The organism is Ensifer meliloti, from assembly GCF_030064585.1.
In the GTDB taxonomy this organism is placed as follows: Bacteria; Pseudomonadota; Alphaproteobacteria; order Rhizobiales; family Rhizobiaceae; genus Sinorhizobium; species Sinorhizobium meliloti.
The window spans coordinates 495,653-518,152 of sequence record NZ_CP120364.1; the positions used below are offsets into that span (position 1 = coordinate 495,653).

The 22,500-nt window shown below is 60.4% G+C and carries 20 protein-coding genes and 7 pseudogenes; 13 read left to right on the forward strand and 14 right to left on the reverse strand.

Going from position 1 to position 22,500, the window contains the following annotated elements:
• Positions 1 to 48: 48 nt before the first annotated feature.
• The 5 genes from PZL22_RS02160 to PZL22_RS02180 form a co-directional block, all read right to left on the reverse strand.
• The gene (locus PZL22_RS02160; RefSeq protein WP_284718436.1) at positions 49 to 1,086 is read right to left on the reverse strand and encodes an NADPH-dependent curcumin/dihydrocurcumin reductase; all 1,038 of its coding nucleotides are present in this window, start codon (positions 1,084 to 1,086) and stop codon (positions 49 to 51) included.
• A gap of 76 nt (positions 1,087 to 1,162) precedes the next feature.
• Positions 1,163 to 1,567 carry a tautomerase family protein gene (locus PZL22_RS02165; RefSeq protein ID WP_003535409.1) on the reverse strand — a complete coding sequence of 135 codons (405 nt, stop codon included), beginning with the start codon at positions 1,565 to 1,567 and terminating at the stop codon, positions 1,163 to 1,165.
• 22 nt (positions 1,568 to 1,589) lie between these two features.
• Positions 1,590 to 2,774, reverse strand: coding sequence for an acetyl-CoA C-acyltransferase (locus PZL22_RS02170; RefSeq protein WP_127515713.1), 1,185 nt, complete (start codon positions 2,772 to 2,774; stop codon positions 1,590 to 1,592).
• 136 nt (positions 2,775 to 2,910) lie between these two features.
• Complete coding sequence (locus tag PZL22_RS02175; protein ID WP_411974187.1) at positions 2,911 to 3,288, reverse strand: MarR family winged helix-turn-helix transcriptional regulator; 378 nt, start codon at positions 3,286 to 3,288, stop codon at positions 2,911 to 2,913.
• Between the two features lie 167 nt (positions 3,289 to 3,455).
• Positions 3,456 to 3,701: a GMC family oxidoreductase N-terminal domain-containing protein gene (locus tag PZL22_RS02180; RefSeq protein ID WP_324280297.1), complete on the reverse strand. Its 246-nt coding sequence runs from the start codon at positions 3,699 to 3,701 to the stop codon at positions 3,456 to 3,458.
• 233 nt (positions 3,702 to 3,934) lie between these two features.
• Between PZL22_RS02180 and PZL22_RS02185 the strand changes: the two genes are divergently transcribed.
• The gene (locus PZL22_RS02185; protein WP_003535394.1) at positions 3,935 to 4,120 is read left to right on the forward strand and encodes an EsV-1-7 cysteine-rich motif-containing protein; all 186 of its coding nucleotides are present in this window, start codon (positions 3,935 to 3,937) and stop codon (positions 4,118 to 4,120) included.
• Positions 4,121 to 4,953: 833 nt separating this feature from the next.
• On the opposite strand, the gene PZL22_RS02190 is transcribed toward PZL22_RS02185, so the two are convergent.
• From PZL22_RS02190 to PZL22_RS31345, 4 genes and pseudogenes are all read right to left on the reverse strand, one after another.
• Positions 4,954 to 5,127: a DUF3606 domain-containing protein gene (locus tag PZL22_RS02190; protein ID WP_003535390.1), complete on the reverse strand. Its 174-nt coding sequence runs from the start codon at positions 5,125 to 5,127 to the stop codon at positions 4,954 to 4,956.
• Between the two features lie 556 nt (positions 5,128 to 5,683).
• Entirely contained in the window at positions 5,684 to 6,049 is a 366-nt protein-coding gene (locus PZL22_RS02195; RefSeq protein ID WP_003535388.1) for a hypothetical protein, read from the reverse strand.
• Between the two features lie 58 nt (positions 6,050 to 6,107).
• Positions 6,108 to 6,361 (reverse strand): annotated as a pseudogene (locus tag PZL22_RS02200) (hypothetical protein).
• Between the two features lie 174 nt (positions 6,362 to 6,535).
• Positions 6,536 to 7,502: pseudogene (locus PZL22_RS31345) on the reverse strand (peptidoglycan-binding protein).
• A 189-nt stretch (positions 7,503 to 7,691) separates the two neighbouring features.
• Between PZL22_RS31345 and PZL22_RS02215 the strand changes: the two are divergent.
• The 6 genes from PZL22_RS02215 (at position 7,692) to PZL22_RS02235 (ending at position 13,651) form a co-directional block, all read left to right on the forward strand.
• The gene (locus PZL22_RS02215) at positions 7,692 to 7,883 is read left to right on the forward strand and encodes a hypothetical protein (RefSeq protein WP_003535383.1); all 192 of its coding nucleotides are present in this window, start codon (positions 7,692 to 7,694) and stop codon (positions 7,881 to 7,883) included.
• A gap of 110 nt (positions 7,884 to 7,993) precedes the next feature.
• Positions 7,994 to 8,254: a hypothetical protein gene (locus PZL22_RS02220; RefSeq protein ID WP_033049222.1), complete on the forward strand. Its 261-nt coding sequence runs from the start codon at positions 7,994 to 7,996 to the stop codon at positions 8,252 to 8,254.
• Positions 8,255 to 8,658: 404 nt separating this feature from the next.
• Positions 8,659 to 9,141, forward strand: coding sequence for an NUDIX hydrolase (locus PZL22_RS02225; protein WP_003535378.1), 483 nt, complete (start codon positions 8,659 to 8,661; stop codon positions 9,139 to 9,141).
• 663 nt (positions 9,142 to 9,804) lie between these two features.
• Positions 9,805 to 10,134, forward strand: coding sequence for a hypothetical protein (locus PZL22_RS31535; protein WP_003535376.1), 330 nt, complete (start codon positions 9,805 to 9,807; stop codon positions 10,132 to 10,134).
• An 895-nt stretch (positions 10,135 to 11,029) separates the two neighbouring features.
• Entirely contained in the window at positions 11,030 to 11,806 is a 777-nt protein-coding gene (locus PZL22_RS02230) for a hypothetical protein (protein ID WP_003535371.1), read from the forward strand.
• A gap of 681 nt (positions 11,807 to 12,487) precedes the next feature.
• Entirely contained in the window at positions 12,488 to 13,651 is a 1,164-nt protein-coding gene (locus PZL22_RS02235) for a calcium-binding protein (protein WP_003535367.1), read from the forward strand.
• 555 nt (positions 13,652 to 14,206) lie between these two features.
• Here PZL22_RS02235 and PZL22_RS02240 read toward each other — a convergent pair.
• Positions 14,207 to 14,565 (reverse strand): annotated as a pseudogene (locus tag PZL22_RS02240) (hypothetical protein).
• 35 nt (positions 14,566 to 14,600) lie between these two features.
• On the opposite strand from PZL22_RS02240, the pseudogene PZL22_RS02245 reads away from it, so the two are divergent.
• Positions 14,601 to 14,815 (forward strand): annotated as a pseudogene (locus PZL22_RS02245) (hypothetical protein).
• A 926-nt stretch (positions 14,816 to 15,741) separates the two neighbouring features.
• Here PZL22_RS02245 and PZL22_RS02250 read toward each other — a convergent pair.
• A pseudogene (locus tag PZL22_RS02250) lies at positions 15,742 to 15,962 on the reverse strand (LysR substrate-binding domain-containing protein); the annotation flags it as partial.
• Positions 15,963 to 16,030: 68 nt separating this feature from the next.
• Here PZL22_RS02250 and PZL22_RS02255 point away from each other — a divergent pair.
• The 5 genes and pseudogenes from PZL22_RS02255 to PZL22_RS02275 all read left to right on the forward strand — a co-directional run.
• Positions 16,031 to 16,697: pseudogene (locus tag PZL22_RS02255) on the forward strand (isochorismatase family protein); the annotation flags it as partial.
• 180 nt (positions 16,698 to 16,877) lie between these two features.
• Complete coding sequence (gene ku / locus PZL22_RS02260) at positions 16,878 to 17,762, forward strand: non-homologous end joining protein Ku (RefSeq protein ID WP_003535355.1); 885 nt, start codon at positions 16,878 to 16,880, stop codon at positions 17,760 to 17,762.
• Positions 17,763 to 17,773: 11 nt separating this feature from the next.
• On the forward strand, positions 17,774 to 18,592 hold the full coding sequence (gene ku, locus PZL22_RS02265; RefSeq protein WP_003535354.1) for a non-homologous end joining protein Ku: 819 nt from the start codon (positions 17,774 to 17,776) through the stop codon (positions 18,590 to 18,592).
• Between the two features lie 105 nt (positions 18,593 to 18,697).
• Positions 18,698 to 19,538, forward strand: a pseudogene (locus tag PZL22_RS02270) (LysR family transcriptional regulator).
• Positions 19,539 to 19,998: 460 nt separating this feature from the next.
• Entirely contained in the window at positions 19,999 to 20,799 is an 801-nt protein-coding gene (locus PZL22_RS02275) for a class I SAM-dependent methyltransferase (protein ID WP_284718438.1), read from the forward strand.
• A 68-nt stretch (positions 20,800 to 20,867) separates the two neighbouring features.
• Here PZL22_RS02275 and PZL22_RS02280 read toward each other — a convergent pair whose 3' ends face one another.
• The 3 genes from PZL22_RS02280 to PZL22_RS02290 all read right to left on the reverse strand — a co-directional run bounded on the left by PZL22_RS02280 (position 20,868) and on the right by PZL22_RS02290 (position 22,398).
• The gene (locus tag PZL22_RS02280) at positions 20,868 to 21,143 is read right to left on the reverse strand and encodes a hypothetical protein (protein WP_003526190.1); all 276 of its coding nucleotides are present in this window, start codon (positions 21,141 to 21,143) and stop codon (positions 20,868 to 20,870) included.
• 342 nt (positions 21,144 to 21,485) lie between these two features.
• Positions 21,486 to 21,848, reverse strand: coding sequence for a DUF488 domain-containing protein (locus PZL22_RS02285; RefSeq protein ID WP_003526191.1), 363 nt, complete (start codon positions 21,846 to 21,848; stop codon positions 21,486 to 21,488).
• A gap of 82 nt (positions 21,849 to 21,930) precedes the next feature.
• The gene (locus PZL22_RS02290) at positions 21,931 to 22,398 is read right to left on the reverse strand and encodes an EF-hand domain-containing protein (protein ID WP_003526192.1); all 468 of its coding nucleotides are present in this window, start codon (positions 22,396 to 22,398) and stop codon (positions 21,931 to 21,933) included.
• Between the last annotated feature and the right edge of the window lie 102 nt (positions 22,399 to 22,500).

The following is a 22,500-nucleotide window of genomic DNA, read 5'->3' on the forward strand; positions in this document are numbered from 1 at the left end:
CTTTCCTTCTTCACCCGAGGGCAGACCGCAATGCGGCTTTGGCGGCCGTCATTCGGCGTCACCAACCCGGACGATGAGCTTCCCGAAGTTTTGGCCGTCGAGCAGGCCGATGAAGGCTGACGGGGCGTTGTCGAGTCCGTCGACAACGTCTTCCCGATAGCGAACCTCACCCGATGCGATCCAGGCGGAGACGTCGCACAGGAAATCCGGATACTGGTAGACGAACTCGCGCTGGATGAAGCCCCGCAGAAGGAGGCTCTTGCTCAGGATCGCGCGCATCAGCCCGGGCAGGCGGTCGGGGCCGGGAAAGCTCTCTCCGGCATGGTTGTACTGAGCGATGAGGCCGCAGACCGGAATGCGGGCGAAGTCGTTTAGGAGCGGAAAGACCCCATCCGAGACCTTTCCGCCGACATTCTCGAAATAGACATCGATGCCGTCGGGACAGGCGGAAGCGAGTTCCGTGGCGAAGTCCGCAGAGCGATGATCGACCACGGCGTCGAAGCCGAGCTCGTCGCGCACGAAGGCGCATTTGTCCTCCCCGCCGGCGATGCCCACGGCCCGCGCGCCCTTGATCCGCGCGATCTGCCCGACCAGCGAGCCGACCGGGCCGCTGGCCGCCGCGACGACGACGGTCTCGCCGGGCTTGGGCTGCCCGATCGTGAGCAGGCCGGAATAGGCGGTGAATCCGGGCATGCCGAGAACGCCCAGCGCGGTGGTAATGGGCGCTTGTGTGGGGTTGAGCTTCCGCAGGCCGCTGCCGTCGGAGACCGAGAAGCTCTGCCAGCCGGAATAGGAGAGGACGATATCCCCGGCCGCAAAGCCAGGATGGCGGGACAGAAGAACCTGCGCGACCGTGCCGCCCTCCATCACGTCCCCGACTTCGACCGGTTTGGCATAGGACTTTGCGGCGCTCATTCGGCCGCGCATATAGGGGTCGAGCGAGAGATAGAGGGTCTTCAGCAGCACTTCGCCTTCGGCCGGATCAGACGCTGGCCGGTCCTCGAAGCGGAAGTTCTCAAGCGTGGGCGCGCCCTCCGGCCTAGAAGCCAGGAGCACCTGGCGATTGAGATAGGGTGGTGTCGTCATGCGGTCTAACTCCCTTATCCGCCGGGCAAAGGCGGGCTCAGCACCGGTCCCTGGCGAATTGTATCGGCTCGGCGGCCTACCAGCGCGGTGCTGCGTCCGCCAACTGAAGCTCACCCCGGCCGAATGAAAAGTTCTCGTTCGGGATCGGGATGAGCGTGATGAAGATATCGTCCGGCGAAATGTCGACGGCTTCGACGACAAGGCGGTTGATGGCGGCCACCAGCTTGCGCTTGTCGTCCAGGGGACGATGAGCGCCAACCATGACGGTGACGATCATCGCATTGGCCGGATTGCGCTTCATGCCGAAGAAGGTCGGATGGATGAACAGTTCGTCGGGGCCGTGCTCGCTGAGGATGACGAAGCGGTCGTCCTCCGGGATTCCGAGGCCCTGGACAAGGGACTGGTTGAGCGCGTCGGCAAGGGCGCGTTTCTGGTCGCTGGAATAGCGGCCGGCGGGGATATGGGCGTTGAAAACGGGCATGGCAGGATCCTTCGCTGCGGTATCAGAGCGCTTCGAGCGCGAGCGCGATGCCCTGTCCGCCGCCGATGCACAGCGTGACGATGCCCTTCGACAGCCCGTCACGCTTCATGGAGTAAAGGAGACGCGTGGTCAGGATCGCGCCGGTCGCGCCGATGGGATGGCCATGGGCGACGGCGCCGCCTTCGACATTGACGATGTCCTCGGGCAGCCCGAGTTCCTTGATGATCGCCAGAGGCACGGCCGCGAAGGCCTCATTGATCTCGATCCGCTCGATGTCGCCGAGCGTCCAGCCGGCGCGGTCGAGCGCCTTGCGCACGGCGGGAACGGGTCCAAGGCCGAACAGACCCGGCTCGACGGCGGCGACCCCGAAGCCGGCCAGTCGCGCGAACGGTTCGATGCCCTTGGTCTCGGCGAAGCCGCGCTCGGCGACGATCATCGCAGCGGCGGCGCTGTTCAGGCCGGGCGCGTTACCGGCGGTGATCGTCCCGTCCTTGCGGAAGGCGGGCTTCAGCCTGGCGAGCGTCTCCGCCGTCGTATCGGGGCGCGGCGCTTCGTCGGTGTCGAAGATCTCGGTTCCCTTGCGGCCGTTGATCTCGACCGGCACGATCTCCTCCGAGAATTTTCCGGCATCGCGTGCCGCAGCGAAACACTGCTGGGAACGCGCCGCGAAGGCGTCCTGCGCCTCGCGCGTGATCTTGAGCTGGGTGACGAGGTCTTCGGTGTGCCAGCCGGAGTGCTCGCCGGAAAACGCATCGTTGAGCCCGTCCGTCAGCATGCTGTCGAGGATCTGGGCGGGCCCCATGCGGTAGCCCCAGCGCCCGCCATCCATGAGATAAGGCGCGCGGTCCATGTTCTCCATGCCGCCGGCGATGGCGGCATGGCTCGCTCCGGCGGCGATCTCCAGCGCGGCGCTCAGGATCGCCTGAGCGCCGGAGCCACAGACGCGGTTGACGGTCAGCGCCGGCACGGACACCGGCAGGCCGCCGCCGAGCGCCGCCTGTCTTGCCGGGTTCATCCGGTTGCCGGCCTGGATGACGTTGCCCATGACGACGGTGCCGATGTCGTCGCCGGACAGGCCGGCGCGCTTGAGCGTCTCCTTTACGGCGACCGCCCCGAGCTCGGTGGCGGCCACGCCCTTCAGCGTCCCGTTATAGGCCCCGATGGCGGTGCGAACCGGATGGGCGAGGATGATATCAGTGGTGCTCATGGGGTTTCTCCCGATTGGAGTGGAATGGTGTCTGTCAGGCGACGGTCCGCCAGGGGAGATGACTGCGAGGATTGCTGCGTTCGACCTGTCACGAATGTCTCCAGACACGGGCATATGCCTGCTTATGGGCGAAAAATCAGACGGAACGAAGTATCTCTTGCAATGCCGTCACCTTCACAGGACCGAGCTGGGTCTCGATCTTGCGTTGGCAGTCCTCCCAGAGCGGAACGGCCTGCTGGAGAATATCGACTCCACGGGCTGTGAGCTTCACGGCGGCCTCGCGGTGATCATCCTTTCCGCGGTCCATCGCCGCTAAGCCGAGACGCTCCAAGACCCGAACATTGCGCCCGAGCGTCGAGCGATCCAGCTCGACGCTCCGGGCCAGCTCCGTCAAGCTCACGGGCTGCCGACGCTGGATGGTTCGCAGCAGGGAGAACTGGGCGATATTAATGCCAACCGGCGCGAGCGCCCGATCGTAGACCGAGCCTATCCTTCGGGTCGCCAAGCGCAGCATGGAACAGTAGCAGCGAGACATAGTGCGTGTATATACCCTCATTCGATGAATGTCGACCCACGAACCGGCCCGTGACAATGGCCGGAGTGTGCGGGATTCGAACCGTGCTTAAAGGAGGGCGATAGCGTAGATATAGTTCTCGTCTTCACCCGGCGCGGCGCGCCATTTCAGTACAGAACTGCATCTCGGCCGAAGCAATGAAAGCGCGCTGCATATCCGAGATTTCGTCGTCGCCCAATTGATGGATCGGCTCGGGTCCTAGACCGTCCGTGCCATCCGTCGGAGCCAGACACCGTTCTCTCACTCGATTGGAAAAAGGGCAGCACGTCCTTGATGGACCAGTGGGGCAACCCAGCTTTCGCCCAGCGGACGAAATCCACTGCGGGTGCCCGCATCCAGACGCCAGCGTTCACGGCCGAGGAGCCGCCGAGGACCTTTCCACGGGGTACGGCGAACGACCGCTCGCCCCACCCCTTTTCTGAGGTGTACCCCCAGTCGTGATCCGGATCGCCGCCGATGACGGTCTGCAACCTGACTGCATCGGGTCTCGACCATGAGGATGAGATAATGCAAGAACAAAAGAAGAACAATCAACCGATGCTCGAACTCCTTAAAAATCGGGGAGGCGACCACAGGAGATCGTCCATTGAGTGACGAACTTGGCGCAAAGCCCCACGACGAAGCCGGGCCGTATGTCCACTACTGCGAGCATCCGGGCTGCACCCGATGGGGCAGCTTCGGCGTCGCCGTCGGTCGAGCGGAACCGCACTGGTTCTGCTCTGAGCATCAGCCTGAGTGGAAGTCGCGCCACGAGGCACAGCCGCGGCATTGACCTTCGCCGCGCAAGCAACCCCGCCACCAACATCCCGTGGCTCGTGGCGGGGTCTGCTCTAAATTGCTCCTGAAAAGCTATCTCGTTACCTTCGTGCCTTAGCGCGCTGCGAGCACATACAATATTTGCCAAATGGCTTTCTCCGTCCAGCAAGACGTCCGGATTAATTCGAAAGGGCGAAGACTGCCTGAATCGCTTTACGAATGAAGGATAGGGCCACTCACAGTTCGCCCTGTACATTCAAGGGAACCAATTAGCAGTCTTGCTGTGGTCGCATTCGAGGCGCATCATACGACCATCAGCGGCACACGACACGGGCACCGCTGGCTGAGAGATCATCGCGCTTTCGCCCCAATGCGGAGGTCGCGCGATGCTTTATCACCATCTGCATTTAGATGCAATTTTGCCTGATGACGTCAGTCTTCTGAAGGAAATCTTTACGCAGCTCGTAATTGAAAGAGGGCTTAACCGGGACTGCGAGGATGCAGAGCATATCGCCGTAAGGTTGATTTCACTCTTCCAATCCGGGGTACACGATCGGGAAATGCTGCACGAAATGGCATCTCCTGCATGTCGGGAAGAATCCCGCCCTCACCCTGTCTCGCCGAGCCGTTCTACTCTCCCTCATCCGTCTGCGCCCGGAACCACCGTAGAACACCTCTTTGGGTCGAGGGCACTTCGGACCGTTGTTGATTGAAATAGATTGAGCCCGTCGCAGCAATAAGCACTCGAACGGATTACCTTAGCGCCGAGCATTTCGGCATTCAGGTCCCCCAACCTGATCAGAGTGCCCGCCCGTTCCCTCGCGCGGGCACTCACTTTTTTTGATGGCTTCATTTGCTCTGAAGATAGTCCATGACCTTCTTTCGGTTCGGCCCGGCTTCCCGGATAGCTTCAAGGGCCTTCTGCCGTGTCACCTTCGCCGTCCTCATGAGATAAGCGACCTCGTGCTCCTGTTCTGAAACGAGCTCGCGGTCGCGGCCTTTCTTCTTTGGATTGTCTGCCATGCTTTCCTCCATCAAACATGGATGAAGGATAGGAGCCACCGGCCACGGACAAGAGCGGGCATCTCACGCCCAGTGACATGTTCCAGTTTTTCGGAACTTTATAACCAGCGCGCTGTTTGAAGAGCGTTCCTATATCAGTGGATGTTCTCCTCTGAATGTTGGCTTAGCGGACAATCGCACAAGTCAACCAACTGCAGCGCTCCTTTTCAGTTTCGCCGGGGGCGCTGCCTTTCTCGCCCTTGGGCTCTCGTCTGCTTCAGGCGGGAACATACCGCTCCTGCAGGGTTGAGCGCGATAGACAGAGGCAGCCGGATGGACCCGCTCGACGTCGCTGGCATCGCAATTCTACTTACCGTCACTGCATTATTCGCCGTTGCGTGGGTCGCACTCTGAGCAGGTGCCCAGTTTTTTGGAACCATTTCAGCGCCTTGTTGTTACATGCGTCGCGTGACACAGGTGGCGTTAACGCGAACTCGCGTCGGCTTCTAATTTGCCCTCCAACTGCCGGAGCCGACTTGAGCAGGCAGCGCCTTCCCTTGCCGGGGGCGCTGCCATTTCAACGCCTGAGCTGCGCGCCGTCGCGTTGGCTGGCCTCGATCCTCTGAAGGATCTCTCGCATTACACATGTATCGAAGGAAAGGCTGTTCAGCGTGTTCTCGACAGCCTTCATTGAGGTGGCCGCTTCGCCCCCCTGTTTCTCCACCGCCGAGATCCGGAGTTCGTGATTGTCGATCTGCCGGAGCGACACTTCGGCAGCTGTAAGACGCTTGTCGAGGCGATCGATGGAATTCGCCTGCGAGTCCTGATTGGCGTTCACCCTCTCCCAGGTCGCGCCCCACGCTACGAGGCCGCCGGCAAAGCCGAACAGGATCACCAGGGTGTTGAGGTTATATTCAAACCTCCATTTCGGTGTTGCGACCATCTTTTCGGTTTCCTGTGTTTCAGCCAATGCCCTGCCCCTCGTATGCAATGCTGGATGGTTACTGCTGCGCCGCGTCGTGGCGGGCACATTCGCTCTGGGTCCAGGCGCGGGCGCCGCATAGCCCCGCGACTGTCTCGTCGATCTTGTCCTGATCGGCCGGCGTCGCGCCTTGCGCGCCGATCAAGGCAGTTCCCACGACGGCCCTAGCCGCCTGGTTGAGCCGGTCTTTCGACGCACTGACCTGTTGCGTTGACGTACAGCCGGCGCGCTCAATGCACAGGCGGCGGTTAAAGCGAGCGCGATCAGCTTCATCACGCAGTTCTCCAATTGCTTTGTTGGTTGCGGAATCCAGTTCGGCGCGTTCGAGTTTCCGGCCTTCTTCCCGCGCTCCGAGGATGATCCAGAGCGCGTTGACCGTCTGCGTGCCAATAAAGACGAGGATGCCGCCGACAGCAGCGCTAGCCGCCAAAGAGAGGTGGCTGAACATCACGCCATCCCCTCGACCTGTTTTGCCACGGCCTTCCGGTCGGCGTTCTTGCGCCAGTATAGGAAGCCGGCAATGCCGCCGAACGCGACGAGGATCAGGAGGAGGTTCTGCCACGGTATGCCGCCGATCGCGGTGAGCAGCGAGGCGCCGCCGCCAATGACAGACGGGGTGATGACCTCTTTCGACTTCCACCAAGGCGCATCGAGGCTGGGCGGTGTGACAGGAACAGGAACCGGCCTCTCCTCGGTCACCGGCGCGACCTTGACCTCCGGCCGTGCAGCTTCGCCCGGGGTGAGCGCCACGAGCGCCGTGTGCATGGCAGCGCGCGTTTTTGGACCAACGTCGCCGTCGACCTGCAGGCGCTGGTCGGCCTGAAACTGAAGGACGTTGTCGGCGCGGTAGCCGAGAAGAACGAGCGAGATCCGCGCCAATCGATCGAAGCGATCGGACAAGCCATTCTTGCCGCCGTTTATCTTTCTCGTAACGGTCTCACAGTCCCCTTCGTCGGCCCAGCGGTTCAGGTCGCGTGTGTCCCAATAGAACAAGGGAACCAGGCCTTCCCAAGGATCGGAATTGACTGCATCCGGATCTTTGACGAAGTCCGGGCAGTCGAGGCCAGCGGCAAGGCACCAGTTGCGGAACTGACGATAGTTGTCCTTGCCAGAGCTGCATGCCGGTGCGACCGCGGTAAAGATACCCGTCGCCGTCCTTCTCAGGCGTGTTGCCGAGATCGGCGCGAGTGTCGTAGCGCTGCTGCGCCGGCGTCGGACCCCAGATCTCTCGATCGTATCGGAAGTCGCCGCTTTCATGCATGAGCTGGGCGAAATACTGGGCGAGCCGGTGCGGCCGATCCATGCCGAACCGGTCGCCGTACCTGTCCAGCGCCACAAGCACAGACGTGAGGTTGCTCTCGTTCACTTTGCCCTTTGCGGCAGCGCGAACGTGCTGAGCGGTGATGGCGCTCATTCGTTTCTCCTGATTGTCGTTGGGGATGTCAGCGGGGCTAAGCCACACTGGCTAATGGTGACCGATGAAAGTTGGGCCTAAACTGAAACTGGTCGTCACGCCCCTCGTAGGCGGCCGCGAGGCTCGTCACCGGCCGCAGCCTTGACGGGCCTCGACATTGATCCACATCAATGGAAATGGGACTCGGACATGGACGATAGCGAAGCGAAAAGTGCCGGCCGAAGAGAGCCAGCTTCTGCCCTCTCGGAAATCGCGGCACAGTGCGCGGATTCGAAACTTCTGGACTTTGCGGCGCAGCTTGCCGGCCTGGCCGAGGACCTCAAAGCTCTAGCGGCAAGACCGATCGAGCCAATCCCCTTAGCCGCGCTGGACCCCTTTTAACTACTTGATTCCTTTGGTTGCTCAATCCCGTTGCCGGTCACCGTGGTGGAACTTTTCCCTTGACGCACCCGTTGAGACGAATTGGCTCTCAAACGAAAGCGAACACGGCCATGAATGCGCAGAAGGCAGGAATGGCCCGGTTGTTTTTGGCGGCCCCAGATCTGCGTGCTAGCGCGTGGATGATGAATAGCTCCGTATTTCTGAAGCTCTGCGTGGCTTACGAGCATGCGTGTCTGCGCCGCGACGGCCTTCGATGCGCCGCCGAGAAAGACGACGAGGCCCTGATTGGATGCGAAGCTGAATGCAGAAGCCTAGAAGCTGCCGCGGTCACTTACATTCGGACACAGCGGCAATTCTCCGGCCTTCGTTGAAAGTGACGTATTCAGGGTGGCAACGCCGCGACAAGCGACGCGACAAGAGCGACGGCGGCGAAAGTTGCGATACATTCTATGACCTTGACGCGTTCGGCAGTGCGCATCGCACTCCTCCTTCGGTGCGCCCCTGAAAACGAAACGTTCCGCAACAAAGGTGGTTGCCCTCGAGCGGCATCGTCGCGCCGGGGACACGGTCTTATCCATCTGAATTTCCCTTTTGGGGTTTGGACGGTTTGAATCTGCGCACCGACCTTCAAGCTCGACTTGTGAAGGCGTTTCTGCTCCATTGGGTGCAAAGACGGAGCATTCATGGAACTTCTGCAGGGTGAATAAACGCCTCTCTGGCAAACGCTCTATTTGGATTTCGAAGTGCTCTATCTGGTGCAGATAGAGGATGCGTCATGAAAAAAACCGAACGCTACCTCGCGAGACTTGCGCCACATGCGAGCACCCTAACAAAGGATGGCGCCGCCCATCAGATCGGAGCAATCTGTTACCGAACCAACCAAATGGGCGCCGTTGAGGTTTTGTTGATCACAACTCGCGCTTCGGGTCGGTGGACGATCCCGAAAGGCTGGCCCATCAAGAACCTGAAACCACACCAGGCAGCTGAAAGAGAAGCGTGGGAAGAGGCTGGCGTAGCTGGAAAAGCGAAGAAGCGAGCACTTGGGTATTTCACCTATTTAAAAACTCTCGACGACGGACACAAAACAGCATCGATCGTTGAGGTATTCAGGCTGAAGGTGGACGAACTGCACCACAAGTTCCCGGAGCAAGGAGAGAGGCAGGTGGCGTGGCTGTCCCCAGTGGAGGCCGCCAGACGTGTGCAGGAGCCGGAACTGAAAGGGTTACTGATGCGCATGCTCAAAGAACCCAGTAGCTAAATTCCCGCCTGGTCTGATGGACAGATCTCAACAGCGATGGCGAGAAATTCACTCGACCAGCATCGGAAACCGTGCCCATATGGTTGAGCCGGAGCTGTCGTTCGGTTCACGAAGAGGCAAGCACAATGTCTTACGATCGGAACGGCAAGCGATCTCATCGGACGAGCGTGATCAGGTTCCTCGCTGCGCTGGCGCTTCCCGCGGTATTGCTCAGTTCAGCGATTGCTGTCGCCGAATGGGCGCGAGACCCAACCCCTACAACTGCGGCCGTTGAAACGCCGGCAGCTCGGCCGTGAAATCTTCGACGCTTGGCTGCGTGAAAACGAGCACCCACTGCACCGGACTCGCCTTGCGACTGTAATGGCCGCCCTCGTGCCCGGTTCGAGGGCGACGAAGATCTTGTTGAGCCACTTTTCATCGTACTGTTGGAAAGGAAATTGAGCTCGGCCCAACTTCCGTTTCACGGATGAAGTCGAGCAGGATCGCCGCGCCGGGTGGCACGGTTTTGTCCATCTGATTTCCTTTCTTGCTTGAAAAGACCTCGCCCTGGAGGCGATAGAGGACCTCACCTGATGGGGTCGGAATGCTTCACGGAACTTCTTCCTACGATCTCCGTTCGGCATCTTCGAAAAAGCTTCGGCGACTGCCTCAGAGAGAACCGCGATGAACGAATTTAATGGGAGCAGCAGCCATCCCGACGAAGATGACATGCTGCGAGAGCAGATGAACTCTGGGATCCCCCTAATCAGGGCGGGCCGAGCACGCCTCCGGCTCGCTCTGCCTCGGCATCGCGACATAATCCCGAGGACCCGGACGCCGGCTTTCCAAAGCCTTTGCAGAACCTACGAGGTCACTGCATTGATGGTGGACAAGCTCCGCAAAGAAGTCCCGTGCCGCGAGGAGCTGTTGGCGGAATATGAGCAAATCTGCCGCGGCATTGAGGATGATGCGAACGCGATGCTGGACGGAGAGAAGAGCGATCGGTGGTGTTAAGACGGCCATTCGAACGCCGGCAGTTCGGCGATGAACTCCTCAGCGCTCGGCTGCGCGCGCTCGCCGGCCAGCACCTTCCCCAGCTCGGCCGTGGAATAGGTCCACACCGCCGACCGCCAGCCGAACAACGCTGAGCGGTGATGGCGCTCATCGGTTTCTCCTGATTGGAATGTTTGAGAGTTGACTTAGCCCGAATGGGCGAATGGAGACTGCCGGCGCATTGTGGTAACGCCGCGCAGGCGTCCCGCCGTCTCGAGCGGACGGGGCGGTTAGAGGCCTGGCGCCTGCCTCCTGCGACCGGGCCTCGCCCGGGGAGCGCCTGACGCAGGCGATCGAATAGCCGCCCTCGTGCCCAAAATTTTCTGGATTGTGGATTAAGCTTGAAGGGCGAATGGCTGCACGAATGTGTGGGTGTGGCTTCAGCTCCAGCACGCAGGCGATACCCTCTTCCTCCCCGTAAGGACGAGCCCGTTAAGCCTGATAGCTGAATGGTTGGAGGACCTGATCTGTGGTTTGCTTCTGTTAGCAGCCGCCTCATTTACGGCGGCCGGAGGCTCGTTGCTAACCGGGGGGTGGCGACGAGCCTCGCCCAAATACTCCCTGGTGGCGTGCGTACAGCTGACCCGTGATCCTCGGCCCCGGATCGCGGGTCTTTTGTGTTTTGGAAGCAAAAGCCCCCTTCTCTTCTCATCCCCGAACATGAGTTCGAGGGCGACGGAAAGGGTTTCCCGAGCCATGATTCACCTTACTGTTGGGAGAAAGTATCTACCCTAGGGCAGAAAAGAATCCCGCCGAAGCGGGGCTAGGCGGATCCGGTTTTGGACCTTTTGCTTTCCTCGAAACTCACATCTATGACCCGCAACGGCATGTCGTGTTGTAATTCGGGAGAAAGGTGATGTCAGCAGAGACGCCCGATTGGTCGGCCGGGCATGGACGGCTCCGAGTCGAGCTATTCTTATCGAGCCTGCTATTGGGGCTGATATCGCATGGCTATGCGAAGTGGAGCGACAGCACCATTCTGCCATTCAAGATTGAGGGGCTTCCAGCGGAGTGGACGATCCTGGGTTTAGCGCTGTTCACGTTCTATTGCCTGGTGCATTTCATTCTGAAGACGCTGCGCGAGAGCCAGACGGTTGGAGAAAGGAGCGCGGCGGTCGGAAGGGCTGTTGAACACGCCCAAAACATGCTTGAGAAGCGTCATCTGTACAACGATACCCTCTCGAAGGAGGCACACGAGATTAACGATAAGCTCAGCAAGCTATCGGCACTGCTGGATAGGCTTGCCGCAGAGAACAATGCGATTATTCGGAGTATCGAGAGCAATGCTCAAGAATATCTAATAGAACGACGGAAAACGCTTGCCATTGAGCAGGAAAACTTCCAAGAGGTCGCCCGCAAGTTCAGCGAACTGGCCAATGAACGCGACTTCCTTTTAGCAGACACTGATCTCTCTGGCGTGAAACAAAGTCTGAATTCCGCAATTACTTCTATCCAGCGGAGGGCATCGGCACGGAGGCCAGACACCCATGTGCTATCCGCCGCCCTTCCGATTATTGTCTCATTGGCTCTTATATTATGGAGCGCGCCTCGCATTGTAGATGCTGCAGTCAATGCATCGGGCCCGTTCCATTATGAAGTGAACCAAGCCCCACCGAGTGGCGCCTATAACTGATGCTCCGGCAGAAACGTAAGTCCATGGCTCGTTGAGACGCGTCTTCGATGTGGCCCGCGTGTCCGACCGGAACTCGACGAAGTCGTTCATAAAGATCCCGGCGACGAAAGCCGCCATAGTCGTGACCGCCCATATGATAGCTGTCACCAGAGACGTTCTGCTGGACGTTGAAATTGTGCCGGATGGTACGGAAGCCGACTAGCAGGTGAAACGCGGTTGCAGCACGGCCGGCGCTCTTTGCCACCGCGTTACGGGTCGACCTCGTTCGTACACTCCGAAAAAGAGGTCGCCAGGCTGAACCGAGACGCAAAACTTCGGAATTCTCTTTTTGAGGCATTTCTTGCCCGAATGTGGCAGGCGCTTAACCACTTAACCAGAACGGCACACAAGGTTCTTGAAGCCACCGCCCGTCGCCCGTAGCATTACAGACAAACCCATAAGGGGTTTGGGATGGCCCCCAGCCCTACACTCCATCTCGATGGAAGGCCCAGGCCCCTCGCCTCGGGCTTTTGTCTGCGGGCTAATCTGCTGGCTCGGTCACCCCTCGACTTTCGCTAGCAAGAAACAAGTGGTCTAGTCCACCTGTCCGAATTGTGCGCTTTGTTTTTAAGCCTTAAAAGATCCGCTAGTCACTTTGAGCCTTCTCACGAATTACCGCTCCGCGAAATCTAGAGGGAAGAAATGATCCTCAATGGAACTAGCCTGTCTGACGTCATCCGTGGCTTTCTTAGCGACGACCAGATATGGGGATATGCAGGCGACGATTATCTCTACGGCGGCGTCGGCAATGACAGGATCTTTGGCGGCGATGGCAATGACTATATCGTCGGCGGCGTCGGCGATGACTATGCCGAGGGCGGCGAGGGTAACGATCGGCTCGACGGCGGCCTCGGGAACGATGCGTTCATGGGTGGAATAGGGAACGACATCTTTGACGGCGGGGAAGGCAACGACGTTCTCGATGGCGGCCATGGCCATGACCAGATGCTGGGCGGTCGGGGACACGACAAGATTTTTGGTGGCGCGGGAGAAGATTACATCGACGCAGACGAGGGCGACGACATTATTTTTGCTGGGTCCGGAGACGACGGCTTCAACAATCGGGTGAACCCCGCAACGGGCAAGCTGACGCAGCAGGCGGTAGGTGGTGGCGCCGGCAACGATACCATCTATGGCGAAGGGGGCAACGACGCTCTAAAGGGCCAATCCGGAAACGACCGGGTCTATGGCGGCATCGGCGACGACATCGTCGATGGCGGCAACGGAAACAACTATCTCGATGGCGGCGACGGCAACGATGTGTTGGATTCGGAGGGCGGAAGCGACGAAGCCCATGGTGGCAGCGGCAATGACAGAATCTCGGTGGGGGCCGGTAACGACCGGGCCTTTGGGGATGACGGAGATGACATCCTGACCAGCGGGGCCGGCGACGATTATCTGAGCGGCGGCATCCATCAGGATCGCCTTTTTGGCGGCACTGGCAATGACACACTGCGGGGTGACGCAGGCCGAGACGTTCTCTCAGGCGACGCGGGAAGCGACATACTCTGGGGCGGATCCGATTCCGACCGCTTTGTCTTCAAGGGCTTAGGGGCACTATCTGGCCAGGATACCGTCATGGATTTTCAGGATGGCCTGGACTTGCTTGCCATCGAGAGGCTCGGGGTCAAGCAGTACTCCAATTCCGGCGCCGCAGGTACGATCTACGCCTACGACGCCACCGGCGGCGACGTGCTGGTGAAGGGCTATAATTCTGCCGGGAACGCGTTCTCCATCCTGGTGGACGATCCCAACGGCAGTCTCACCGCTGCCAACTTCTCGAGGGCGGACTTCGTTTTCGCATAGGCCCGGGGCGATGGCCTAACTGCAGTCGGCAGTCCCATCCACCCGTACCGAGCATCGGCTGCGGATAGGTGCTGCACATCCCCGATCACCTCATATCCGAGCTGGTTAAGCTCGATGAGGAGCCGCGGCTTGCGTTTTAGGTCTGCAAGTCTCGTGTCCATGTCGGCCGAACCTTAGTCCGGCTCATCGATGGCAAAGGTTCTTAGGCGGAGCGCTGAGCGAAATCATCGAGGCATATTGGAGTTGTCACCCGGAGCGGCATTCTCGTCTGCCGCTCGTGTGAGTGATGCCTTAGAGCTCCCCGCGTCGTCCCTTCTGGGAAGCTCTGAGGTGCGCACGCTTTACAGGACTTTCAAGGATGCGAGACCGAGACGACCACAGCCTACCGGAAGAAAGCGCATCCACTGACGAGAAACCCGCGCCAGACACTCCAAAGAGAACGATTCCATATCGACGGAAGTCGGTTGGCGTTAACCACGAACGCGATACCGCCCGCCTGAAAGCGTTGGAATATCTCGGCAGACGGTGGCTGTTACACCACTAGCAGTGCCGGCATTAACGCCGGAGCTGCGCGCCGTCCCGCTGACTGGCCTCGATCCGCTGCAGGGTCTCGCGCATCACGCGCATAACGATGGAAAGGCTGTTGAGCGTGTTCTCGACAGCCTTTATTGAGGTAGCCGCTTCGGCCGCCTGCTTCTCCACCGCCGATATTCGGCTCGTGATTATCGATCTACCGGAGGGAGACGTCCGTCAGGCGCTTGTCGAGGCCATCGATGGAATTGCCTGCGAATCCTGATTGGCATTCACCCTCTGCCGTGTCGCGCGCCCCACCCTACGAGGCCGCAGCCAAAGCCGAACAGGATCACCAGCGTGTTGAGGTCATATTCAAACCTCCATTTCAGAGTTGCGACCATTTTTCCGGTTTCCTGTGTTTCGGCCAATGCCCTACATGGACGATAGCGATGCGAAATGGGCCGGCCGAGACGAACCGGCTTCTGACCTCTCGGAAATCGCGGCGCACCGCGCGGCTTACGATTTGCTGGACTTTGCAGCGCAGCTCGCAGGCCGCCGAGAATCTAAAGGCTCTGAACGCAAGACCGATTGAGCCCATTTCGCTTTTGGTCGAAACCGAAAGATCAGGCTGAAGCAAGCCTTCCTGGATGAATGTGTGGCTGTGGCTTCAGCTCCAAGACGCAGGGGGGATACCCTCTTCCTCCCCGTAAGGACGAGCCCGTTAACACTGATAGCTGTGGAGGATCTGATCTGTGGTTTGCTTCTGGTTAGCAGCCGCCTCATTTATGGCGGCCAGAGGCTCGTTGCCAACCGCAGAAGGCGACGAGCCTCGCCCAATAAAGCCGCACCTCGTATCATGCGTACCGCTAACCCGTGATCCTCGGCCCCGGATCGCGGGTCTTTTGTGTTTTGGAAAGCAAGCCCCTTCTCATCCCATCTCCGAACATGGGATGGGTTCGAGGACGACGGGATACATCGCCCGCCGCCTCGCTGGTGCTGCCTGCAGGGTTAGCCAAGCTTGCGACCACACCGACGTATGCGCCTGCATAAGAGGCCTTATCGCTGCCGGCGCCGCCATCGATCTATCTGCTTGGATGGGGGTGCCTCAAAATAGATTTTGGGCTGGCCGATTCTACCCGATATCACCTGCATCGGGTCGCTATGGGCGCGGTGCGCCCCAATCGTTTCAATGCGCCCTCCCCGGTCAGGCATCTTGTGCCAGGTGAAAAGCGCTTCGTCGGAAAGCGGATTGGAAAAACCCTGATTGAGATCGACCATGATTTCCCAGATACCGCGCTCTTGCGGCTGAATATGTTGTCATCGAAATTTGGCCAATCGGCCTGCTGCCCAGACAATGAGTTATTGGGCGCCTCTCTATAACTCGTGAAACCAAAATAATATTTGAGTAATAGCAAGCTATTCTATCGCTCAGGTTCCCGGTGCGAGAGACCACCTCAGGTTGGCCCTATCGGCATCCCAACGCGGGGATTGGTCTCCCGATCGCCGAATTCCTATTCGGCTCGCAGTGGAGCAACCGTCGAACGCAATTCGTTGATAAGGCTCGCCCTGTTCGTGTTCTAACGGTCGAGACCTCGAACGTCCGGATTTCGTGCGAAGTACTCGATCAGCATTTCTACGAGGACCCGGACTTTGCGAGCGGGGTGCTGACCCGGCGGTCGGACGACATACGCGCCTGCCGAAGGTGCGGATAGCGTCTCATAATCGGAACGAGCGTGCCGGAGGCCACATATTCGTGTGTGATGCAATCGGGGAGCCAGGCGATGCCGAGTCCGGCCGCAACCAGAAGGAACAGCAAATTTCGTCCAGGCAACGTCGCCCGCTGGCGCATGTCTCCCGTGAAACCCATTGCCGTCCATAGCGGCGGAGAAAGGAGGTCTTCATGACCCTCGTAACGGACTTGATTCGCTTCTTCGTCCTCAAGACTCGGTCCTCGTTCTGATCGACCACCAGCCCTATCAGCTCACAAACGTGAACAGCCACGAACCGCAGATGCTGGTCAACAATGCGGCGGCTCTGGCGAAGGCTGCCAAGGCTTTCGCCGTGCCCACGATTCTGACGAGCGTGATCGCTGATCGGGGCGGCCGCATCTTCCCCCAGATCACTGACGTGTTTCCCGGCCAAGAGGTGATCGATCGGACGTTCATCAACACCTGGCAGGATGAGAAGGTCGTGGACGCGGTCAAGGCCACCGGCCGCAAGCAGCTCATCCTCGCGGGCCTGTGGACCGAGATATGCGTTGCGCCGGCGATCCAGGCGCTCGGCGAAAGTTGGGACGTGACGGTTGTCACCGATGCGTCCGGCGGCACTTCGGTCGAGGCCCACGAGGTCGCCATCCAGCCCATGATCATGGCTGGCGCGAACATGATGACCTGGCTGGCGGTGGCTGCGGAATGGCAGCGCGGCTGGCCCCGGACATGCCGCCGAGCTTTCGGAGGTGCTCGTGCAGCATGCCGCCGGCAGCGGCATCGCCTTCCGTTGGGAGCAGCAGTTGCTCAACACGCCGGTGCCAAGGACGCGGGCTGATCTGAACGGGGATGACGAGATTCTTGAACGACGCTTTGTGAGCCGATCGTTTGTCAAGCCTCGTCATCCCCATTCTGCTTCGCTCCGTATCTTTCAAGAGATTTGCCCCGTACCGGAACAAAGCGGAATGCGATTCGGTTGACTCCCCTGGATATGCAGGGAGTTAGCCATGGCAGTCTCGGCACGAGCCCAATGGAAGGGCTATCTCCGATTTGGTGAAGTCACTGCGCCGGTGGCGCTATATACCGCGACGTCGACCTCCGACCGGATCGCCTTCCACACGGTCAACCGCGAGACCGGAAACCGGGTGCGGCGCGAGTTCATTGACAGCGTCTCCGGCAAGCCGGTGGAAAAGGAAGATCAGGTCAAGGGCTACGAGATCGGCGACGAGCGATATGTGGTGCTCGAGCCGGAGGAAGTCGCCTCAGCCGTTCCGGAGAGCGACAAGACCTTGCGGGTCCAGGCATTCATTCCCTGCGACGACGTCGAAAAGGTCTATTTCGACAAGCCCTATTATCTGACACCGGACAAGATGGGCACGGATGCCTTTGCCTTGCTTCGGGAAGGCATGCGCAAGAAGAAGGTCGCCGCAATCGCCCAAACGGTCCTCTTCCGGCGCATGCGCACCGTTCTGCTTCGACCGCATGACAAGGGACTGATCGCTACGACCCTGAACTTCGACTACGAGGTCCGGAGCGCTAAGGAGGCCTTCAAGGAGATTCCGGACATCAAGATCGAGGGCGAGATGCTCGATCTCGCCAAGCACATCATCGGCATGAAGAAGGGCACTTTCTCGGCCGAAGAATTCGACGATCGCTACGAGGCCGCGCTCGCCGATCTGATCAAGGCCAAGCTCGAAGGCAAGTCGCTGCCGAAACGCGCACCGCCGAAAGTCTCGAAAGCCAATGACCTGCTCGAGGCGCTCCGCCAAAGCGCAGGGATGAAGAAGCCCCCGGCAGCCTCGAAGAAGCGCGCGGGCAAGGAAAGCGCGGCAAAGACCAAGACGAAAACGGCTGCAAAGAGCGCGCCCGCCCAGCGCCGCCGCGCCAGCTAGGGAGGTGAACGATGGCGCCCCCACGCCCATACTGGAAAGGCTACCTGAAGCTCTCGCTCGTCACCTGCCCCGTCTCGATGATGCCGGCGACCAGCGAGTCCGAGAAGGTCCGCTTCCACACGCTCAACCGCACGTCCAACAACCGCGTCGTGTCCAGGTATGTCGATGCGGTGACCGGCAAGGAGGTCGACGAAGACGACGAGGTGAAAGGTTACGAGCGCGGTGAAAACGATTTCCTCGTGATCGAGGACGAAGAGCTGGAGAGTGTCGCTCTCGAAAGTGCGAGGACGATCGACATCGAGAAATTCGTTCCGCGCGATACGATCGAATGGATCTGGCTGGAGAAGCCTCACTACCTTACGCCTTCGGACGAAGTCGGCCACGAAGCATTCAGCGTGATCCGCGACGCCATGGTAGCCGAGAAGGTCGCCGGCATTTCCCGGCTCGTGATCGGCCGCCGCGAACGAGCCGTGATGCTGGAACCGTGCGGCAAAGGCATCGTCGTATGGACCCTTCGCTATGGCGACGAGGTGCGCAAGCCGGAGAACTATTTCGCCGATATCGGCGATGGGGATAACGATCCGAAACTGATGAGCCTCGTCACCTCGCTGATCGAAGAGCGCAGCAAACCGTGGAATCCCAACATGGTCAGCGATCCCGTTCAGGAAAAGCTGCTCGAAATTATAGAAAGCAAGCGGAAGTCGGCGAAGAAGGTAGCCAAGCCGAAAGCCAAGGAGGGAGAGCCGGTCCACGCCGGGAACGTCATCGACCTCATGGCGGCGCTCAAGGGAAGCCTCGAGAAAAAGAAACCCGGGGGCAAGAAGTCTTGAGGAGGGATGGCGAGCGGCTTACGTGGAGCTACCCAGGTACCCGGTACATCCAACATTGCTAGGTCGTCGGCCAGGTTGGCCTGCGCCCTGTGGCGCGGTTGGAAAGTGTCGAATCTAGGAACTCCGACCTTCGAGCAGCTCCGCGTCTTTCTGGCGGTGGTCGATAGCGGAAGCGTTGCCGGGGCCGCGTGCAAGCTCAACCACGCCGTCTTGGTCATCACCTACGGTGTAGCCAATCTCGAATCGCAGCTGGACCTTGAACTATTCGATCACGGGCACGCGCAAACCGCAACTCACGGCCGCCGGGCGCGCCGTGCTCGCCAAAGCGCATGGGCTCGCCGAAGGTATCGACGGCCTGCGCACCAAGGTCAAGGCCCTGCATGACGGGCTGGAAGTAGAAGTGGATATGGCCGTCGACGTCATGCTGCCGAGGAGCGGCTGGGAAAGGTGCTGCGAGCCTTCGCCGAAGCGCTCCGACTGCATGTCGAGGCGCTCGGGGCGGTGACCGCGGCAGTACTGGACCACAACGCCATCATCGGCATCTCCGGTCCCTTGGCGACCGGCGTTCGAGGCGTGAGTGCATCGCGGCGGGCTCCGTATCAATGGCCCCAGTGGCGGCACCCCATCACCCGCTCGGGCGCATGGAGCGGACCGCAGGCGGGGATTTTTTCGTGCACAGCCCGCGTCGGCTTGCGGATCTTGGCGTGAAGCAGCGCGGTTGCGCTGGGAATCGGCTGCGGAAACATGCCTCTCCCACTCATACAACCCGACCTGGCAGTGGTGCGCTGCTCCGGCTTTCCATCCCGGACCACAAGGGGGCATCTACCGTTTCGGCGGCATCTGGCGCGGGGATACCCCGCCGGGCCCGGCCGCGGCGTGGCTGCTGAACCAGTTCCTGATGCTCGGAGCCGCGGACATCGAGGAAGCGGGACTTTCCGACATTTAGTAGAGCACTTCCAGGAAAATGTGTAACGGTTTTCCGTCCGGAGGTGCTTAGTTTTAAAGGGTTGGAACAGGCTTGCGCGCCCAAGGGCGCCGAGCTCAGCAGATCGCTTGAGCCGGTGCGGCGGTATCCGGCGCGGCCGCAGACGGAAGAGGTGCTTGGTGCTGGAAGGGTTGGTGGCCAGACGATGGGTGGTCGGACGATGACCAGGGCGGTGGAAACCCCCATTCCCCAAACAGCGAAATGGCGTGACCACACAACAGAGTTGCAGATGGACTGGCCAGGTCCGCCGCAGCTCCGATCGCGACGTGTTCTTTATCTGGCTGGGGCTTATTCGGCCTGGTCCATTCAAGGGAATCGCTTAGCTAGAACTTCGCTGAGATAAGTGGGACGCGTGATGCGTGCCGCCTTGGCAACCCCTCTTCACAGGTCTAGATTACCACTCGCGGCGAAGGGGGCCCTGATGACATCAAGCTTCAACGTGCATGATGCAGCCGGCTATGAGCAGCTTATGGGCCGCTGGAGCCGGAAGCTTGCGCCGAAATTCATAGACTTTGCCGGCGTCGCCGATGGCGAAAAGGTCTTGGATGTCGGCTGCGGCACCGGCAGTCTCACCTTCGCGCTCGCGGATGCCGCCAGGCTCAAAGAGATCGCCGCGATCGACTATTCACCCGTCTTCGTGGAGGAGGCGACCCGGCGCAACACCAATCCGCGCATAAAGATAAGAGAAGCGGATGCCTGCGCCCTCCCGTTCGAAGACAGGACGTTCGACCGCGCCTTCGCCCTTCTCGTGCTCCACTTCGTCCCCGAAGCGGGCAAGGCCGTGGCCGAGATGCGCCGCGTGGTGCGTCCGGGTGGCGTCGTCGCGGCGGCGGTGTGGGACCATCTCGGCGGAATGCCCGGTATGCGCATGATGGTCGACACAGTGGCGGCGCTCAGCGAAGGCGGGCGCCGACTTCGCGCCCGCTACTGCTTCCAGCCGATGATGCAGCCAGGAGAAATGAAGCGGACATTCGTCGAGCAGGGTCTCGCGAACATTACGGAAAGCGAGCTGATGATCCGCATGGATTACGGGAACTTCGACGATTACTGGGCGCCCGTTGGCGCCGGCGAAGGGCCGCTCGGAAAATATGTGGCAACGCTTGATGCGGAGGAGCGGGCGCGCACCGGTGCCGCCGTGCGCGACGCCTACGAGGCCGGCCGGCCCGACGGTCCGCGCTCCTTTGCGAACGTCGCCTGGGTCTGCCGGGGCACAGTTCCGTGATCGAGCCGCACGCTAACGCGTTCACTGACATTCTCAGCCGGTCCGCTTGGCCAGCATAGGCACACGACCTAATGCAGAACAGGCGGCGCTTCACGCCGGAACAGCGCGATCAGCGAGATACCGTGCTGCAAAAGAAGCTCCGCGGCCAGCAAATCCATCGTCGCGACGTCTTCGGCGCAACCGCTGATAATTCTGGCGAGACTGATCGAGTTTGCTGCAAACCGATCATCGCCGATTTCCTGTGCCTCGTCCGCGGTGGCTTCAAGTGCGTCTGCGACGAGGGTCATCAGGTTTGCGCGCTCGCGAGGCGTCATCTCATTCAGGGTCTTGGCAGAATCCCGCATTGCTGGCTCCTCTAGTCGTTAAGGCGGCCTCCGCAGGCGCGGCCGGTCGGCCGGGCGGACGTATGCCAGGTTTATTGTTGGAGTACGGGTCGAAGCTTTCACTGCATAGATCGGTATCAGGCACGGCGAATGCAAGGAATGGCTACTATGCGGCTACCGCATGCCGGGCTGCTACCGGCAACCACGCTCCGAATGATCCGTGAAGGTCACTGGCCACGTCTTCAGAGCGGGATGAGGAGAACTGCATGCGGTTTTCCGCCCGCGTGCCGCCCTGCTTATTAGAATCGATTACCTCCATGATTTTAGGCCGATCCGACCTGAAATCATAGTGATCTAAGCGGCCTATGTCCCTCCCCGCTCCAGCCACGCCTTCAGCGCAACCGCATTGTTGTGGGCCTCGTCGCGCGCCGCATAAAGCAGCGTCAGCGGCCCCTCACTCAACCGTTCGCGCAACTCCGCCACCGCCGCCCCCGCCGCCCCGCTCTCGAGCTCCTCCGCATAGGCGACGCAGAACGCATTCCAATCCTGCGGCTTCCCATGAAACCGCTTGCGCAGCGCGTCGCTGGGCGCAATGTCCTTGAGCCAGAGGTCGATGCCGGCCTTTTCCTTGGCGACGCCGCGCGGCCATAGCCGGTCGACGAGAATGCGCGTCCCGTCGGACGCCTCCGGCGCCTGGTAGACGCGCTTCAACTGGAGTGATGCCATAGGGCCCCCACGAGACGGGCCGGGGCGGCCGTAACCTTCCCCGGCGAGGAAAACTGCTTTCATTCAGCGTAGCGGAGCCTTCCTAATCGTGGAAGAATCCCTGTATCTCTTCCGGCGTGACCTTGCCGTCGCGGTTGATATCGACCTTGTCGAACACCCGCTTGTGAATGGTGCTGATCTCCTCGAAGGAAAGAGCGCCGTCATTGTCCGCATCGGTGATGGCGAACATGATCTTCATCATCTGGCGGTGCATCGTCTGCCGGTGCATCATCATGTCCCGCATTCGGTCGCGGTGCCGCATCCGGTCGCCGCGCTTCCCGTCGCCGCGTATCATGTCCTCGCGCATCATGTCTGGCTGATCGCCTTGGGTGACGCTTCCAGCGCCCCCCTGATCGCCGGGTTGCAAGTCGGGTTCAATGGCCTGATCCTGGGCCGGCATTTCTCCTGCGGGCGGAATTGGAGCGGGGGCCTGCGCGGCGGCGGCCGTTGCGGCGCTGATGGCCATGGTGGCGGCAAGAGCCGTCACGGTCGGAAATTTCATCGGTGACATGTGAGCTCCTCCTCGAGTTGCACGTCGGGGTGCGGTAGCGGCTGCATTGTCCTTGCACGGCGCGGCGGCTTCGCCGCGGTCATGGAACAGCCGCCTCATCGC

Excerpts from the sequence above, each read along its gene's own strand:
- PZL22_RS02290 (WP_003526192.1), bottom strand. The coding sequence starts at position 22,398 with ATGTCACCGATGAAATTTCCGACCGTGACGGCTCTTGCCGCCACCATG.
- PZL22_RS02225 (WP_003535378.1), top strand. The coding sequence starts at position 8,659 with ATGAAAAAAACCGAACGCTACCTCGCGAGACTTGCGCCACATGCGAGC.
- PZL22_RS02275 (WP_284718438.1), top strand. The coding sequence starts at position 19,999 with ATGACATCAAGCTTCAACGTGCATGATGCAGCCGGCTATGAGCAGCTT.
- PZL22_RS02165 (WP_003535409.1), bottom strand. The coding sequence starts at position 1,567 with ATGCCCGTTTTCAACGCCCATATCCCCGCCGGCCGCTATTCCAGCGAC.
- PZL22_RS02190 (WP_003535390.1), bottom strand. The coding sequence starts at position 5,127 with ATGGCAGACAATCCAAAGAAGAAAGGCCGCGACCGCGAGCTCGTTTCA.
- PZL22_RS02235 (WP_003535367.1), top strand. The coding sequence starts at position 12,488 with ATGATCCTCAATGGAACTAGCCTGTCTGACGTCATCCGTGGCTTTCTT.
- PZL22_RS02175 (WP_411974187.1), bottom strand. The coding sequence starts at position 3,288 with ATGCTGCGCTTGGCGACCCGAAGGATAGGCTCGGTCTACGATCGGGCG.
- PZL22_RS02160 (WP_284718436.1), bottom strand. The coding sequence starts at position 1,086 with ATGACGACACCACCCTATCTCAATCGCCAGGTGCTCCTGGCTTCTAGG.
- PZL22_RS02170 (WP_127515713.1), bottom strand. The coding sequence starts at position 2,774 with ATGAGCACCACTGATATCATCCTCGCCCATCCGGTTCGCACCGCCATC.
- PZL22_RS02280 (WP_003526190.1), bottom strand. The coding sequence starts at position 21,143 with ATGCGGGATTCTGCCAAGACCCTGAATGAGATGACGCCTCGCGAGCGC.
- PZL22_RS02215 (WP_003535383.1), top strand. The coding sequence starts at position 7,692 with ATGGACGATAGCGAAGCGAAAAGTGCCGGCCGAAGAGAGCCAGCTTCT.
- ku (WP_003535354.1), top strand. The coding sequence starts at position 17,774 with ATGGCGCCCCCACGCCCATACTGGAAAGGCTACCTGAAGCTCTCGCTC.
- PZL22_RS31535 (WP_003535376.1), top strand. The coding sequence starts at position 9,805 with ATGAACGAATTTAATGGGAGCAGCAGCCATCCCGACGAAGATGACATG.
- PZL22_RS02230 (WP_003535371.1), top strand. The coding sequence starts at position 11,030 with ATGTCAGCAGAGACGCCCGATTGGTCGGCCGGGCATGGACGGCTCCGA.
- PZL22_RS02285 (WP_003526191.1), bottom strand. The coding sequence starts at position 21,848 with ATGGCATCACTCCAGTTGAAGCGCGTCTACCAGGCGCCGGAGGCGTCC.
- PZL22_RS02195 (WP_003535388.1), bottom strand. The coding sequence starts at position 6,049 with ATGGTCGCAACACCGAAATGGAGGTTTGAATATAACCTCAACACCCTG.
- ku (WP_003535355.1), top strand. The coding sequence starts at position 16,878 with ATGGCAGTCTCGGCACGAGCCCAATGGAAGGGCTATCTCCGATTTGGT.
- PZL22_RS02220 (WP_033049222.1), top strand. The coding sequence starts at position 7,994 with ATGAATGCGCAGAAGGCAGGAATGGCCCGGTTGTTTTTGGCGGCCCCA.